Here is a 16,755-nt window from a genome sequence, read left to right on the forward strand (position 1 = left end):
ATGGAGAATGCAGACGATTGTTTCCTTTATATTGCTGATCAGTGTATTGGTGTTTATACATGAACTGGGCCACTTTATCTTTGCCAAACGGGCGGGGATCCTGGTCCGGGAGTTTGCCATCGGGTTCGGACCCAAGCTGATTTCCTGGTTCCGGGGAGAGACCCTGTACTCCATCCGCCTCCTTCCTTTGGGCGGTTACGTGAGAATGGCGGGGGAAGATCCGGAAATCGTGGAGTTGAAAACCGGTTCCCGCCTGGTGATGGATCGGGATGCGGAAGGCCGGATCATTCGGATCCGGGCACCCAAGGCGCATTCCGACGGACCAACGGATGAAGTGGCCCGGGAATACGGTGAAGTGGACGATTATGCCGATGCGGATCTTCCCCGCCATCTTCCGCCTGTGAAGGATACCGTTTTCGGAAAGCTCCTGGAGGCGGACATCGAAAAGGAATTGTATCTCCTTGTGGAAGATGGGGAGGAGCGGGAAGTTCGCCACCGCATCCATCCTCAGGCGGTCATTCAGTACGATGAGAAGAACATGGTGCAGATTGCCCCACTCGACCGCCAGTTTGCTTCCAAGAGCATCCTGGACCGGGCACTGACCATTCTCGCCGGACCGGTTTTCAATTTCCTGTTGGCGGTGGTCCTGATGGCAGTGGTGACCCTGGTGGTCGGACTGGAGACCAAAGTGTCGATTCAGGATACCGTACCGAACTCCCCTGCGGAACGGGCGGGCATTCAGCCCGGGGATATCGTGAAGCAGGTGGAGGGAAAAGACGTCAACAGCCTAAACGATATCCGACTCCCGTTGCAGGAAGCCCAGGGAAAACCGGTCAGCATCGTGTTGGAGCGGGCCAACCAAACCTACGAGACCACGTTGAAGCCCGAAAAAAAAGACGGCCGATTCATGATCGGGATCCAAATGAAACAGGAGCTTCGGGACGCCACCATTTCCGAAGCGGCGGTCAACGGGTTTAAACAAACCTATGAACTGGCCGTGGTGATGGTGAAGGGGATCAGCCAGCTGGTGACCGGCAAAGTGGGCCTGGAAAATTTGGCCGGTCCCGTGGGAATCGCCGATATCACCGGTCAGGCGGCCGAGGCGGGATGGTTGCCCCTGGTCCGGCTGGCGGCACTTTTGAGTCTGAACCTGGGCATCCTGAACATCCTTCCGTTTCCGGCTCTGGACGGAGGACGGCTCATGTTCATTTTGGTGGAAGCTCTCCGCGGCAAGCCGTTGGATCCGAACAAAGAAAGTCTGGTTCATTTTGTAGGATTTGCTCTTTTGATGATGTTGATGCTGTTTATCACGTATAACGACATCCTGCGGGTCTTTTTCAGCTGACTCCGGGTACTGAGTAAGGAGCGGGAACCATGAGACAGAAAAACATGCTGATCCCTACGCTCCGCCACGTGGGGGCGGAAGCGGAAATGGCCAGTCACCGGCTGATGCTGCGTGCGGGAATGATCCGGCAACTGGCCGCGGGGGTGTACACTTATCTCCCCCTCGCGTACCGAACGCTTCGCAAAGTGGAGCAGGTGGTCCGGGAAGAGATGGACCGCATCGGGGCCCAAGAGCTTCTCCTGCCGGCGATGAATCCCGCCGAACTGTGGAAGGAATCGGGACGATGGGAGACCTACGGGCCGGAACTGGTGAAACTTCAGGACCGGCACGAACGGGAATTTCTGCTGGGACCCACCCACGAGGAAGTGATCACGGACCTGGTGCGGAACGAGGTCAATTCTTACAAAAAGTTGCCGATGGCACTCTACCAGATCCAAACCAAATTCCGGGACGAGAGACGGCCGAGGTCGGGGCTGCTCCGGGGACGGGAATTCCTGATGAAAGACGCCTATTCCTTCCATGCAGATCAGGAGACCCTGGACGAAACTTACCAGGACATGTATGAAGCCTACCGGCGGATCTTTACCCGCCTGGGACTGGATTTCCGGGCGGTGGAAGCCGATTCCGGCGCCATCGGGGGATCCGAAAACCACGAATTCATGGTATTATCGGAATCCGGCGAAGACACCCTTGCTCTGTGCGGCTCCTGTGATTACGCTGCCAACATCGAGACCGCCGAGGTGGGGGCTTTGACAGAGGCAGCCGCCCCAACAGCCACCGACGTACCGGGGGTGGAGAAGGTTTCCACTCCCCGTGCGTCCACCATCGACGAAGTGACCCGGATGCTCGGAAAAAAACCGGAAGAGCTGGTGAAAAGCCTTTTGTTCACCGTGGACGGGGAACCGGTGCTGGTACTGGTCCGGGGAGACCATGAGGCGAATGAAGTGAAGGTGAAACACGTCCTGGACGCGGAACAATGCGAGCTGGCTGACGATGACACCGTTCGCCGGGTGACGGGATCACCGGCGGGATTTGCCGGCCCCGTCGGGCTGAAACAACCAGTGAAAGTGGTGGCCGATCATGCCGTGAAAGGGATGCGTGAGGCCGTCGTCGGGGCAAATGAAGCCGATGCCCATTTGGTGCATGTCCGTCCGGCCCGGGATTTTCAGGTGGATCTCTATGCCGATGTGCGGACCGCACAGGAGGGAGACGCCTGTCCCCGTTGCGGAGGAACCCTCCGGTTTTCACGCGGGATTGAAGTGGGGCATGTCTTCAAGTTGGGCACCCGGTACAGTGAGGCGATGAACGCCACCTTTCTCGACCGGGAAGGGAAAGAACGCCCGTATATCATGGGATGCTACGGGATCGGCATTTCCCGGGTGGTTGCCGCCATCGTGGAACAATGCCACGATGAGAACGGGATCATCTGGCCTTCCGGGGCGGCTCCGTATCAGGTGCATTTGATTGCGGTCAACCCGAAGGACCCGGATCAGTCGCGCCTGGCGGAAGAACTTTATGCCCAGCTGACGGCGGACGGCATCGAAGTCCTTTTTGACGACCGTCAGGAACGGGCCGGTGTCAAGTTCAAGGATGCCGACCTGCTCGGAATACCTCTTCGCATCACTGTGGGGAAGATGGCCTCGGATGGTCGCGTCGAATACAAGTTTCGGCGTTCCGGAAAGAGCGGTGATTTGTCGGCAGAGGAGTTGCCTTTGAAGCTGCCGGATCTCCTGAAGAAAGCAGATGAAAAGTGACTGGCTCCGCACGGCAACAGCACCTCAAGGGTGACCGAAGGAATGCCTATGGTGCACTTTGCTGAAGCCGTGGGTTTTTCGGCGCTTTTTCTAACGGTACCCAGCCCCCGTCGCTTCGGCGGGGGCTTTATTCTGGAAGCGTTGTGAAAAAGTGAGCGGCAGCATTTATCCAAAGCCGCTCCGGCTGCACTCACAGAGCACAAGTCTCGCCTGGGTCGCTTGCGCTCCCCGGTCTCGCTATGCTGTCCGGCAGAGATGGTTGTACTGTCCGCTCCAAATCATCCTGCTGCGGGCAGGGGCAAAAGCCTTCGGATGCCACACAGAGAAGCTTTTGCCCCTGAACGCCCTTGCTGGCTGATTCTCCGCCGTGCAGGACAGCAAAGTCGCTATTTTGGGTAAACGCTTCCCCTTTTCTCGAAACGAACATTCAATCACAACGCTTCTAGTCCGGCCGGACGGTTTCTGATAAACTCGGAAAAGAAGAGAGAAGCAACACGGAGAGCGGATACTGGAGGTGAAGGGTTTGTCGATGGAGGCTTTTAAACGGGACCGGTTGGAAGAAGTGTTCCGGCGTGCCCGGATTCCCGATGAAGCCGCGAAGTATTTCGAAGGTGCGTACATAGAAAAAGTGAAAGTGAGTCGGCGGGACCGGAGTTGGACCTTTTATCTCCAATTGGTTCACCCCGTGCCGCCCAACATTCTGTTCGGGGTTCGGGACCGGATCGCATCCGCCTTCCATCCGGTTGCGGACGTGCGGTTTGTCGTTCGGTACGGACGTGCCGATCTCTCCCAATTGATGGAGATGTACTGGCACTGGATTCGGAAGCGGGTGGCGGATAACCTCTCTCCGTCAGCGGCCGGGTGGCTTTCCCGGGGAGAGTGGCAGATGGAGGGGAATCGGTTGACCATCGCCTTCCCCAACCCGGTCATGAATAAAATGGCGGTCGCCAAGCAGTTGGATCAGGTGGTGGCCTCCCTTTTCCATGAGATTTCCGGTACCCGAATCCAGGTGGACCTCGCCTGCCGGGAATCGGATGAGGCAAAGGAAAAGTTCCTGGAAGAACGGGAGGAAGCCGATCGTCAGCTGTTGGAGGAAGCGATGAGCCATCTGGAAGAGTCGTCGCCTCCGCCGGCGGAGGAGGCGGAGGAGGAGTCTCCGGTGACTCTCGGTTACGACTTTCATGATGAACCGGTTCTGATCAAGGAAATTACCGATGAGGAACGCCGGGTGACGATTCGCGGAACGGTCTTCAAGGCCGAAACCCGGGAACTTCGCAGCGGGAGAACCCTTTTGACCTTCAATATGACGGATTACAGTGACTCCATCGCGGTCAAGATCTTTGCCCGGGACAAAGAAGACGCCGCCAAGCTGAACCGGGTGAAAAACGGGATGTGGCTCGCTGTCCGCGGGTCGGTCCAATACGATACCTTTGCCCGGGATCTGGTGGTGATGGCCAACGATCTGAAAGAGGTGCCTCCCTACCGGCGAGAGGACCGGGCGGAGGAAAAACGGGTGGAGCTTCACCTTCACACGGCGATGAGTGCCATGGACGGCGTTTACGATCCCGCCGTCATGGTGAAACAGGCGGCGGATTGGGGACATCCCGCGGTGGCCGTGACGGATCACGGCGTTCTTCAGGCATACCCCGACGCCTTTTCCGCCGGAGAGAAACACGGAATCAAAGTGATTTTCGGGCTGGAGGCCTTCGTGGTGGATGACGGCGTACCGATCGTGATGAATGCCTCAAGCCGGGTCATGAAAGAGGACAGCTATGTCGTTTTTGACGTGGAGACGACGGGGTTGTCCGCTGTCCATGACGAAATCATCGAACTTGCCGCGGTCAAGGTGAAGAACGGCGAAATCGTGGACCGGTTTGAATCTTTTATCAACCCTCACCGGAGGCTTTCGGCCACCATCACCGATTTGACCGGTATCACCGATGACATGGTGAAGGATGCCCCGGATCTGTCCGATGTTCTGCCCCGGTTCCTCCGTTTTCTCGAAGGCACGGTCCTGGTGGCCCACAATGCCCGCTTTGACATGGGATTTCTTCAGGAAGCCTGCCGCAAAACCGGTCGGTCCCCGGTGGAGAACCCGGTCGTGGACACGTTGGAACTGGGCCGGTTTCTGTATCCCCGGTTGAAAAACCACCGTCTCAACACGCTCTGCAGGCAGTTTGACATCGAACTCACCCAACACCACCGGGCGATCTATGATGCCGAAGCGACCGGATACCTGCTCTGGAGGATGGTTCTCGACTGCGGGGAAAGGAACATCCACCGACTGGATCAGCTGAACGAATATATGGGGGACCGGGACTTGAGCCGCCTGCGTCCTTTTCATGCCATCGTGCTGGTGCAAAACGAGAAAGGTCTGAAAAACCTGTACAAACTGGTCTCCAAATCCCACCTGGAATATTTTCACCGGATGCCTCGGATTCCCAGAAGTCTTCTGGAACGGTACCGGGAAGGGTTGATGATAGGCTCGGGATGTGAAAAAGGGGAGCTCTTTGAGGCCGCTCTTCAAAAATCCCCGCAGGAAGTGGAAGAGTTGGCCCGCTTTTACGATTACCTCGAAATTCAGCCGGTGGAAGTGAACCGGCATCTGGTGGAAAAGGAACTCGTGGACAGCGAGGAACGGCTCCGGGAAGCCAACCGGCTGTTGGTACAGATCGGTGAGAAATTGAACAAGCCGGTGGTGGCCACTTCCAACGCCCACTATCTCAACCGGTGGGACGCCACGTTCCGGGAGATCCTCGCCTTCAACCAAACGGGTGGTTTTCGCAACCAAGGTCCGCTGGCCCCCGCGTACTTCCGGACCACCGATGAGATGTTGGAAGAGTTCTCGTATCTGGGGGAGGAGAAGGCCCGCGAGGTCGTGGTGACCAATCCCCGGGCCATCGCGGATCGGATCGGGAAATTAAAGCCATTTCCGGATAACCTGCACACACCGATTATCGAAGGGGCGGACGAGGAACTTCGCCGGATTTGCTATGAGACGGCGGAAGGTCTTTACGGGAGTCCGTTGCCGGAGATCGTTGAAAGCCGGCTGGAAAAAGAGCTTGGAAGTATCATCAAGCACGGATTCGGGGTCATCTATCTGATCTCCCACAAGCTGGTGACCAAATCCCTGGAGGACGGATACTTGGTCGGTTCCCGAGGTTCCGTCGGATCTTCCTTTGTAGCCACGATGAGCCACATCACGGAGGTGAATCCCCTGCCTCCCCACTACGTCTGTCCGGAGTGCAAGTACAGCGAGTTCATCCGGGACGGATCCGTCGCATCCGGTTTTGATCTTCCCGACAAAGATTGTCCCGAATGCGGCGAAAAGCTGAAGAAAGACGGCCACGACATTCCCTTTGAAACCTTTCTCGGTTTCAAAGGGGACAAGGTTCCGGATATCGATCTGAACTTTTCCGGGGAATATCAGCCCCGCGCCCACAAATACACAGAGGAACTTTTCGGTAAAGACTATGTCTACCGGGCGGGAACGATTTCGACGGTGGCTCAGAAAACCGCGTTTGGGTACGTGAAGAAATACCAGGAAGAGAAAGGCCACCAATGGAGAAACGCCGAGGTCGACCGGATGGTGGAAGGATGCACGGGTGTGAAACGGACGACCGGTCAGCATCCCGGCGGGTTGATGGTCATCCCTCAGAACAAGGAAGTCTTCGATTTTACGCCGATCCAGCGTCCCGCCGACGACGTCAAATCGGAAACGATCACCACCCACTTCGATTATCATGCGATCAGCGGGCGTCTGTTGAAGCTGGACATCCTGGGGCACGATGACCCGACCGTGATTCGGATGCTGCAGGATTTGACGGGGGTCGATCCCAAGACCATTCCCGTGGACGATCCGAAAGTGATGAAGCTGTTCAGCAGCACCGAATCCCTCGGGGTGAAGCCGGAGGAGATCGGAACGGTGACCGGAACCCTCGGCATACCCGAATTCGGGACCCGCTTTGTCAGGCAGATGCTGGAGGATACGAAACCGACGACCTTCGGGGAGCTGGTCCGCATCTCCGGTCTTTCCCACGGAACCGATGTCTGGTTGAACAACGCCCAGGATTTGGTCCGTTCCAAGACCGCGGTGCTGTCGGAAGTGATCTCCACCCGGGACGACATCATGGTCTATCTCATCTATAAAGGAATGGAACCCTCCATCGCCTTCAAGTTGATGGAAAAGGTGCGGAAGGGAAAAGGGCTGACCGATGAGGAGGCCGACCTGATGAGGAACCATGACGTTCCGGAGTGGTACATCGAATCCTGCCGGAAAATCAAGTACATGTTCCCCAAAGCCCACGCGGTTGCTTATGTGTTGATGGCCGTTCGGATCGCCTGGTTTAAAGTCCACTACCCGATCGAATACTATGCCACTTACTTCACCGTCCGTGCCGACGACTTCGATGTGGAATTGGTCCTGAAGGGGCCGGAAGCGGTGAAAAAGAAGATCGTCGAGATTGAAGAGAAAGGCGTGGGAGCCAGCCCGAAGGAAAAAGGGCTTCTGACTGTGCTGGAATCGGTGCGGGAGATGTTGGCCCGCGGTCTCACTTTTCAGCGGGTGGACCTCTACCGATCCGACGCCGAGCGGTTTCTGGTGGACGGGAACAGTCTGATCCCACCCTTCTCATCCGTCTCGGGCATCGGAACCAACGCTGCGAAGAATATCGCCCGGGCGCGGGAGGAAGGCGAGTTTTTGTCCGTTGAAGATCTTACGAAACGGAGTCGCATCTCCAGCGCTGTCGTGGACGTTTTAAAACGACTCGGTTGCCTGGAGGATATGCCGGAGAGCAACCAGCTGTCTCTGTTCTGACCGTCTCAGAGGAATTTTTTGCGAATGGATGCCGGATTGTGTTATGATGTCGTAGAACATTCCCTTCAACTCTGCCGCTCGGAAAGTCCCGGGTGGCTCCCGGGACTCCCGTCTTTCGACGTTGTAGTTTGGAATCTTTTTGGCTATACTGATTTGTAGATATGTCTCGGCCGAAAAGAGTGGGTTGTCGCCCACTCTTTCCCTTTGTGATGGAGTCTTCCTCACGGGGGTGGAGGGCTTGGATAAGGAGGTACAAAAGATGAGCCGTAAGGTGATTGAAGCGGTGGAGCAACTGGCCGAACCGATCCTTGATGAGGAAGGCTTGGAACTGTACGATACGGAATATACAAGGGAAGGGAATAACTGGTATCTCCGCGTATATATCGACCGTCCGGAAGGAAAAGTGGATCTGGACGACTGCAGTCGTGTGAGCGAACGTCTCGGCGCGGAGTTGGACCGGGTGGACCCGGTTTCGGGTCAGTATTTTCTGGAGGTTTCGTCCCCGGGGGCCGAACGCCCGCTGAAAAAGCCGGGCCATTTCAAACAGGCGCTGGGAAAACGGATTTTTCTGACCACCTATGAACCGATCGACGGACGGAAGAAATTCGAGGGCACTCTGACCCGGTATACCCCGGAAAGCCTGACGATCGATCTTGAGGGAGATCCCGTCGAGATCCCTGTGGATAAAGTGGCCAAGGCGCGTCTGGTCCTCGTGTTTTAATTGAAGGGAGGAGAAGAAAACGATGAATGCGGAGTTCATCGAAGCCCTCAACCAGCTGGAGAAAGAGAAGGGCATCAGCAAAGAAGTGTTGATTGAGGCCATCGAGGCAGCGTTGATCTCGGCATATAAACGGAATTTCCATTCCGCACAGAACGTGCGGGTGGATATTGACCGGGATACGGGCCGGGTCCGGGTGTTTGCCCGAAAGACGGTGGTGGAAGAAGTTCTCGACCCCCGGCTGGAGATATCCGCCGACGCTGCCGCCGAAATCAACCCTTCCTATGAATTGGGGGACATTGTCGAAATTGAAGTGACCCCGGCGGATTTCGGCCGGATCGCCGCTCAGACCGCCAAACAGGTGGTCACCCAACGAATCCGGGAAGCGGAACGCAACATCATCTATGAACAATTCGTGGACCGGGAAGAAGATATCGTGACCGGAGTGGTGCAGCGCTCCGACAACCGGCAATACTACATCGATCTGGGCCGTGTCGAGGCGTTGTTGCCCTTCCAGGAAACGATGCCGGGAGAACGATTTAAGCATAATGACCGGGTCAAAGCCTATATCACCCGTGTCGAGAAGTCGACCAAAGGGCCCCAGGTCTTTGTTTCGAGAACGCATCCGGGCCTTCTGAAGCGTCTTTTCGAGCTGGAGGTCCCCGAGATTTTCGAGGGAATCGTGGAAATCCGTTCGGTGGCAAGGGAAGCGGGTCACCGTTCCAAAATTGCCGTCTCTTCCCGGGAAGAACAGGTGGACCCTGTCGGAGCCTGCGTGGGACATCGGGGGATGCGCGTTCAGACCGTAGTGAATGAGTTGAGGGGAGAGAAGATCGACATCGTCCGCTGGTCGGAGGATCCGGTGGAATTTGTCTCCAACGCCCTCAGCCCTTCCAAAGTGGTGAGTGTCGATATCCGCGAGGATGAAAAAGTGGCCCGGGTGGTGGTTCCCGATCACCAACTTTCTCTGGCCATCGGAAAAGAAGGCCAAAATGCCCGCCTGGCGGCCAAACTGACGAACTGGAAAATCGATATCAAGAGTGAATCCGAAGCGGATCAGACAGAGGAAGAAGAAACCGAAATCCCCGACGGGGAGATCGTCGCTGAGGAAAGGGTGGAAACGGAAGCACCCGACGGGGAAATCGACGCCGAAGAAAGGGCGGAAACGGAACCCCGGGACGAATCCGAGGCGGCGGATGCCGCCGAGCCTTCTGACAGAGCCAAGGAAAAGGACGGGATTTGACCGTCCGGCTATCTTTGTGAGGAGGTGGGTGGAGCATGAAAAAGAGAAAAACGCCGATGAGAAAGTGCGTGGCTTCCCAGGAGCTGTACCCGAAAAAAGATCTGATTCGGGTGGTTCGCACACCGGAAAACGAGATTGAAATCGATCCCACCGGGAAAAAATCCGGCCGGGGAGCGTACATCTGCGCCAAAGAGGAATACGTGGAACTGGCAAAAAAGAAACGGGCGCTGGATCGGGCGCTGAAGACCAAAGTGGGCGAGGAAGTCTACCAGCGGTTACGTGAATACATCGCGACGGGAAAAACCGATGGATAAAGTGCACCAGATGCTGGGGATGGCGATGCGTGCCGGCAAAGTGGTCTCCGGGGAAGAGCAGGTGGTTTCCGCGATCCGGTCCGGAGCGGCTTCCCTCGTTTTCCTCTCCGATGACGCCGCATCCAACGCCAGAAAGAAAATCACGGACAAATGCACCCACTATCGAGTGCCCTTGGTGACGGTCGGTTCGCGGGAGGCTCTGGGCAGAGCGATCGGAAAGCCGGAACGGGTGACCGTCGCCGTGACCGATCCCGGTTTTGCCGATGCCATGCGGAAGTGGTGCGAGTAACTGACGGGGGTGAGCAATGTGGCGAAAATCCGCGTTTATGAATACGCCAAAAAAATGAATATGAGCAGCAAGGAAATCCTGACCATCTTAAAACGCCTGAACGTACCGGTCAACAACCATATGAGTGTGATGGACGATGAGATGGTCAACAAGGTGGAGAAATTTTTCAAAGACGTGAAACAGGGGGCGGAGAAATCGGAACCGAAAACCAAGAACAAGCCGAAAGCGGCCAAGCAGGAAGAGAAAACGAACCGCACCGGTGGAAGCCAGAAACAGGGGAACGGACAAAACCGGAACCGGGGGAACAAGTCCAAAGGAGGAGGCCAAGTTGCTGCGCAACACGCGGGAGGCAGGGACCGCCGGCGCAACCGGGGAAGCGGGAACCCTTCCGCCAACCGGGGAGGCAAAGGTGGAAACCGCGGCCGCGGCCGCAAAGGACGGCGATCCGATCGCAGGAACCCGCAACACCGTGAAAAGCAGGCTCCCGTCCTGCCCGCGGAGATTGAAGTTTCCGGTCCGATGACGGTCGGAGAGTTGGCGCGCCTGTTGCGCCGGGAGGCCTCGGAAGTGATCAAAAAGCTGATGACTCTGGGGACAATGGCCACCATCAACCAGGAAATCGATGTGGATACCATCACCCTCGTTTCCGAGGAATTCGGCGTCAAAGTGAACTACAAAGAAGTCATCGATGAGTCCGCCTTCGAAGAACTGGAAGAACACGATGACCCCGAAACCCTCCGGGAACGTCCGCCGGTCGTAACCATCATGGGGCATGTGGACCACGGAAAAACCACTCTTTTGGATACGATCCGCAAAACGAAAGTGACCGCCGGTGAAGCGGGCGGCATCACCCAACACATCGGAGCCTACCAGGTGGTATCCAACGATAAGAAAATCACTTTTCTGGACACCCCCGGTCACGCGGCATTTACCACCATGCGCGCACGCGGTGCTCAGGTGACGGACATCACCATCCTCGTGATCGCTGCCGACGACGGCGTGATGCCCCAAACCGTGGAAGCGATCAATCATGCCAAGGCCGCCGATGTCCCCATCATCGTGGCCATGAATAAGATGGATAAACCGGAGGCCAATCCCGACCGCGTCAAACAGCAACTGACGGAACACGGGCTGATTCCGGAAGATTGGGGCGGAGACAATATTTTCGTGCCGGTTTCCGCTGTTACCGGTGAGGGGATCGACGAGCTTCTGGAAATGATTCTTCTGGTGGCCGAAGTTCAGGAATACAAAGCCAATCCGGATAAACGGGCCCGGGGCATCGTCATCGAAGCGGAGCTGGACAAAGGACGCGGCGCCGTCGCCCGCCTGCTGGTCCAAAACGGAACCCTGAAGGTGGGGGACGCCCTTGTGGCCGGGACCCACTTCGGAAAAGTGCGGGCCATGATCAACGACCGCGGGCAACGGGTGAAAAGCGCGGAACCGTCCATGCCTGTCGAGGTGCTTGGTCTTTCCGACGTGCCGGAGGCCGGTGATCCCTTCATCGTTTACCAGGACGAGAAAAAAGCAAGGGAGATCGCTGCCCGCCGGGCGGAGAAGAAACGTCAGGAAGAGCTGGGAGCCACCACTCGGGTCACCCTGGATGATCTGTACAAACAGATCCGTGAAGGCGAAATGAAAGATCTGAACGTGATCATCAAAGCGGACGTCCAGGGATCTGTGGAAGCGTTGCGCGGATCTTTTGAGAAGATCGAAGTGGAAGGCGTCCGGGTCAACATCATTCACTCCGGGGTCGGTGCCATCACGGAATCCGATGTCACCCTGGCTTCCGCCTCCAATGCGATCATCGTCGGCTTTAATGTACGCCCCGAACCCCAGGCACGCGTGGCGGCGGAACAGGACAAAGTGGATATCCGCCTGTATCGGGTGATCTACGACGCCATTGAAGAAATCGAATCCGCCATGAAGGGAATGCTGGATCCGGAATACCGGAACAAAATGGTGGGACGCGCCGAAGTCCGGCAAACCTTCAAAGTGTCCAAAGTGGGGACCATTGCCGGCTGCTATGTAACGGAAGGCAAGATCGTCCGTGACGGCAAGGCACAGTTAATCCGCGACGGCGTGGTGATCCACGAAGGCGACATCGATACCCTCAAACGCTATAAGGATGACGCCAAGGAAGTGTCCCAAGGTTACGAGTGCGGCGTCACCCTGAAGAATTACAACGATATTAAAGAGGGCGATATCATCGAAGTGTTTGTCCTGGAAGAAGTGGAGCGGTAACGTTCCATGCATGTCGGTGTTTTGGACTGCCGTTGTAAGATCCTGGGTTCCACCTCGCTCAAGGAGAAGCGCCGGGCGGTCAAAAGCGGGCTTTCCCGAATCCGTCACCGGCTCAACCTGTCCGCATCCGAGGTGGGTTCCCAGGATGACCGGCAGTGGGCCGACCTGGCGATCGCGGGGGTCGGAAGCGACAGAAGCATCGTGGAGAAGGAACTGCGGGAAGCCATGCGTCTCTTGGAAACCATCGACGGTATGGAGATCGTCGAGGCGGAGATCGCCTTCCTGTAACGAGAGGAAACTTTTCGTTCCGTCAAGAGTGGCGAACAGGAGGTGTCGGCGTTGGCGCGCATTCGGGCGAGTCGAGTCGGCGAACAGGTGAAAAAGGAATTGAGCCATGTGTTACAACATGAAATGAAGGATCCCCGGGTCGGATTCGTGACGGTGACTGCCGTTGAGATGAGCGGGGACCTGCAGCAGGCGAAGGTGTTCATCAGCGTTCTCGGAGACGAGGAGCAGAAAAAACAGACCCTGAGGGGTCTGGATAAAGCCAAAGGGTACCTCAGGACGGAGATCGGAAGGCGGGTTCAGCTCCGTCACACTCCGGAACTGATCTTCAAGTTTGACGAATCGATCGAACACGGCCAACACATTTCCAAATTGCTGGAAGAAGTGAACCGCAATGACCCCGAACCGGAGTGAGGATTTCAAGCGTGCAACTGCTTTTGTGACGGGGGAGGGACCCTATTTGGTGGTCTCCCACATTCACCCGGACGGGGACGCGATCGGATCCACCCTGGCCGTCGGACGGGTTCTGAGCAAATTGGGCAAGGCGGTGGTGATGGTCAATGAATCCCCTGTTCCCCATAAGTTTCGGTTTCTTCCCGGAGCCGGCGAGATCCGTTCTCCGGAGGAGGCGAAAAGCGCCGCCCCCTACCGCCGGGTGATCGCTGTCGATGTGGCCGATGCGGAACGGATGGGGCAAGTACGGCCTTTGTTGGCCGATGATGCCGAAGTGCTGAATATCGACCACCACCCCACCAATGACCGGTTCGGCACGGTCAACTTGGTGGAACCCGATGCTGCCGCCACGGCCGAGATCCTGTGTCGTTGGTCCGAAGGACTCGGGGTGGAATGGGATCCGTCATTGGCTGCCTGCCTTTATACCGGTCTTCTCACAGACACCGGCGGTTTTCGTTATTCCAACACCACACCGGAGGTATTGGAACGTGCCTCCGATCTGCTCCGCCACGGAGTGGACCCCGGAGAGGTTGCCGACCGCGTCATCGAGACGGTGACCCGGGAACAGCTGGCGATCCTCCGCCGTGCGCTGGACACCCTTTCTTTTTCCGAGCAGGGGAAGGTGAGCTGGATGTGGTTGACCCAGAGGGATTTTCAGGAGACCGGTGCCAAGGAAGAAGATCTGGACGGGATCGTCAATTATGCCCGCAATGTGGCCGGTGTGGATGTCGGCATTCTGTTCCGTGAAACCGCGGAGGGAACGGTGAAGGCCAGCCTTCGTTCCCGCGAAATCGTGGATGTGGGGGAACTGGCTCAGTCCCTGGGCGGAGGAGGACACGCCCGAGCGGCGGGTTGTAACTTGAGGGGGAACCGAAAAGAGGCGGAGCGGGCGATTTTGGATCGGGTAGCCGCCGCTTTGAGACGGGGGGGATGCTGATGTTGCACGGGGTAATTCCCGTCCGGAAGGCCAGAGGGATGACCTCCCATGATGTCGTGAGCCGAATCCGCCGCCTGGCGGGCCAGAAAAAGGTGGGGCACACCGGCACCCTGGATCCGGAGGTGGAAGGTGTGCTCCCTGTCTGTCTGGGACAAGCCACCCGTATTGCCGAATACATTCAGGAGTTGCCGAAACGATACCGGGGGACGATGACATTGGGCTCGGCCACCGACACCCAGGATCAGACAGGCCGGGTGGTGGAGGAAAGAGAAGTCGGATCCCTCGATCCTGAGGAGATCGATGAAGTGTTCCGGCGGTTCACCGGTGAAATCGAACAGATCCCCCCTATGTTTTCCGCCGTCAAGGTGGGAGGCCGGAAACTCTATGAATGGGCACGGGAAGGCAGGGAAGTCCCTCGGAAACCCCGGAAGGTCACCATCCACTCCCTTCGAAGGATCGGAATGGAAAAGGGAAAACAGCCTCGGATCCATTTCGACGTCCAGTGTTCCAAAGGGACTTATGTGAGAACCCTCTGTGTGGACCTGGGCAGGGCGCTGGGGTATCCCGCCCACATGTCCGGCCTGATCCGGACCGAAAGCGGCCCTTTTTCCCTGGAGGACGCCCGTTCACTGGAAGAATTGGAATCCATGGCGGAAAACGGGGAATTGGACCGGGCTCTGACCGGGATCGGGGAAGCTCTCGGCCATCTCCCAGCCGTCATGGTTCCCCGGGAAACGTTCCCCGATGTGATGAATGGGAGACCTCTCGGAATGGAGGAACAGAAAGAAGAACAAGGGCCCGTCCCGGTGGGGACCCTTTTCCGGGTTTACACCGACGACGGCCGGTTTTGTGCCCTGTACACCCTGAAAGACAAATCCAAGGCGATTCCTGTAAAAGTGTTTCGGGTCAGGTGAATCAATTGATGGAAACCATCCATTTGTCGTATCCCTTCAAGCAAAAAGGATCTTTTCCTCCCGTCTCCCTTGCGATCGGTTATTTCGACGGAGTGCACCGGGGGCACCGGACCGTGATCGAAAAAGCACGGAGGTTCGCAACGGCTATTGGGACGACCCCGGCAGTGATGACCTTTCATCCCCATCCGAGGGAAGTGCTGGGCAAGGCCGAAGTTACCCGGTACCTCACCCCCCTTCCCGAAAAGCTGAAACGCTTCGAAGAATTAGGGGTGGACAGGGTTTATGTGATGCGTTTTGACCGTGAGCTGGCCGCCCGGACCAAGGAGCAGTTTGTCGAGGAAGTGCTGCTCCCCTTGGAAGTGAAATCGGTGGCGGTGGGATACAACTTCACCTTCGGCAGGGGGGCGGAAGGAAAAGCGGAGGACCTCGCCCGCCTCGGGGCGGACCGGTTCCGGGTGGAAGTGGTCCAGCCGGTCCGCGGAAACGGAGGGTCCTTCAGCAGCACCCGGGTCCGGGAAGCGTTGGGGGAAGGCCGGGTTTCCGAAGCGGCGGAAATCCTCGGCCGTCCCTATTCCCTCTGGGGAAGAGTGACGGTGGGGGACCGACGGGGACGGAAAATCGGTTTTCCCACCGCAAACCTCCGGTTGGAGGAGCCTTTTCTCGTTCCCGCCACGGGAGTTTACATCGTCCGGGTCAAAGTGGGAGCGCGAATCCATCACGGGATGATGAACATCGGGTTTCGTCCCACGTTTGACGACCCCGAACCGAAAAAAACCCTGGAGGTCCATCTGTTCGATGTGAATGAAGATCTCTACGGTTTCCGGATGGAAGTGCAGTTCCTCCGGCATCTCAGAAACGAAGTCCGCTTTGATTCGGTGGAATCCCTGATCGACCAGCTCAAAAGCGACGAACGGGAGGCACGGGATTGGTTGAAAAACCAAAATCGTTTTTGAGCAAGGACTCATTTACTCCAACACTCTTCTATGATATACTGATCAAGTGTCGGTTGGGATGGATCCCAGCCGGTCTACGTTTTCATGCGCAAAACAACCCTGGCGTGGATCATCGACTGCCTCGGCGATGGCCTGGGCCACGGGGGTTTTCGACACAAGGAGGTGAAAGGGATGAGTCTGTCCCTGGAACGGAAGCGGGAAATTATCAACGAGTTCAAAACGCACGAGAACGATACCGGATCTCCCGAAGTTCAAATCGCAATCCTGACACACCGGATCAACGAACTGAACGAACACCTCCGGGAGCACAAGAAGGATCATCATTCCCGCCGCGGGCTTCTGAAGATGGTCGGGCAACGCCGCAACCTGCTCAACTATCTGAAGAAAAACGACATTCAGCGGTATCGGGTGCTGATTCAAAAATTGGGCTTGCGCCGGTAACGAAGGACAAAAGCGGGGAGAATCCCCGCTTTTTTCAATCAGCCCCCCTCTA

At 57.0% G+C, this 16,755-nt stretch carries 14 protein-coding genes; all 14 read left to right on the top strand.

The genetic code is table 11. The features are described 5' to 3' along the window. The first annotated feature begins 7 nt into the window (after nucleotides 1-7). The 14 genes from rseP (at nucleotide 8) to rpsO (ending at nucleotide 16,703) form a co-directional block, all read left to right on the top strand. Nucleotides 8-1,345, top strand: a complete 1,338-nt coding sequence (gene rseP, locus C8P63_RS11265; protein WP_108024209.1) for an RIP metalloprotease RseP — start codon at nucleotides 8-10, stop codon at nucleotides 1,343-1,345. A 29-nt stretch (nucleotides 1,346-1,374) separates the two neighbouring features. After that, entirely contained in the window at nucleotides 1,375-3,099 is a 1,725-nt protein-coding gene (locus C8P63_RS11270) for a proline--tRNA ligase (protein WP_108024211.1), read from the top strand. Nucleotides 3,100-3,628: 529 nt separating this feature from the next. Further along, nucleotides 3,629-7,915: a PolC-type DNA polymerase III gene (locus C8P63_RS11275; RefSeq protein ID WP_108024349.1), complete on the top strand. Its 4,287-nt coding sequence runs from the start codon at nucleotides 3,629-3,631 to the stop codon at nucleotides 7,913-7,915. 259 nt (nucleotides 7,916-8,174) lie between these two features. Further along, nucleotides 8,175-8,636: a ribosome maturation factor RimP gene (gene rimP / locus C8P63_RS11280; RefSeq protein ID WP_108024213.1), complete on the top strand. Its 462-nt coding sequence runs from the start codon at nucleotides 8,175-8,177 to the stop codon at nucleotides 8,634-8,636. Between the two features lie 22 nt (nucleotides 8,637-8,658). Then, the gene (nusA, locus tag C8P63_RS11285) at nucleotides 8,659-9,876 is read left to right on the top strand and encodes a transcription termination factor NusA (RefSeq protein WP_108024215.1); all 1,218 of its coding nucleotides are present in this window, start codon (nucleotides 8,659-8,661) and stop codon (nucleotides 9,874-9,876) included. A gap of 35 nt (nucleotides 9,877-9,911) precedes the next feature. After that, entirely contained in the window at nucleotides 9,912-10,190 is a 279-nt protein-coding gene (gene rnpM, locus C8P63_RS11290; RefSeq protein ID WP_108024217.1) for an RNase P modulator RnpM, read from the top strand. Beyond that, complete coding sequence (locus C8P63_RS11295; RefSeq protein WP_108024219.1) at nucleotides 10,183-10,479, top strand: YlxQ family RNA-binding protein; 297 nt, start codon at nucleotides 10,183-10,185, stop codon at nucleotides 10,477-10,479. Before rnpM ends, C8P63_RS11295 begins: the two co-directional genes overlap by 8 nt. Continuing rightward, on the top strand, nucleotides 10,480-12,720 hold the full coding sequence (gene infB, locus C8P63_RS11300; RefSeq protein WP_425437299.1) for a translation initiation factor IF-2: 2,241 nt from the start codon (nucleotides 10,480-10,482) through the stop codon (nucleotides 12,718-12,720). 6 nt (nucleotides 12,721-12,726) lie between these two features. After that, complete coding sequence (locus C8P63_RS11305) at nucleotides 12,727-13,008, top strand: DUF503 domain-containing protein (RefSeq protein WP_108024223.1); 282 nt, start codon at nucleotides 12,727-12,729, stop codon at nucleotides 13,006-13,008. A 51-nt stretch (nucleotides 13,009-13,059) separates the two neighbouring features. Continuing rightward, nucleotides 13,060-13,419 (top strand): 30S ribosome-binding factor RbfA, encoded by a 360-nt coding sequence (gene rbfA / locus C8P63_RS11310; protein ID WP_108024225.1) that lies wholly within the window; start codon nucleotides 13,060-13,062, stop codon nucleotides 13,417-13,419. After that, nucleotides 13,400-14,395 carry a DHH family phosphoesterase gene (locus tag C8P63_RS11315; RefSeq protein WP_108024227.1) on the top strand — a complete coding sequence of 332 codons (996 nt, stop codon included), beginning with the start codon at nucleotides 13,400-13,402 and terminating at the stop codon, nucleotides 14,393-14,395. Before rbfA ends, C8P63_RS11315 begins: the two co-directional genes overlap by 20 nt. After that, a complete protein-coding gene (gene truB, locus C8P63_RS11320; RefSeq protein WP_108024229.1) occupies nucleotides 14,395-15,309 on the top strand; it encodes a tRNA pseudouridine(55) synthase TruB in 915 nt (304 codons plus the stop codon). The genes C8P63_RS11315 and truB overlap by 1 nt, the downstream gene beginning before the upstream one ends. Before the next feature lie 8 nt (nucleotides 15,310-15,317). Further along, complete coding sequence (locus tag C8P63_RS11325; protein WP_108024232.1) at nucleotides 15,318-16,262, top strand: bifunctional riboflavin kinase/FAD synthetase; 945 nt, start codon at nucleotides 15,318-15,320, stop codon at nucleotides 16,260-16,262. Between the two features lie 171 nt (nucleotides 16,263-16,433). After that, entirely contained in the window at nucleotides 16,434-16,703 is a 270-nt protein-coding gene (gene rpsO / locus C8P63_RS11330; protein WP_108024234.1) for a 30S ribosomal protein S15, read from the top strand. Nucleotides 16,704-16,755: the final 52 nt, after the last annotated feature.

Origin of the sequence: Melghirimyces profundicolus (genome assembly GCF_003054245.1) — a bacterium.
Lineage (GTDB): Bacteria > Bacillota > Bacilli > Thermoactinomycetales > DSM-45169 > Melghirimyces > Melghirimyces profundicolus.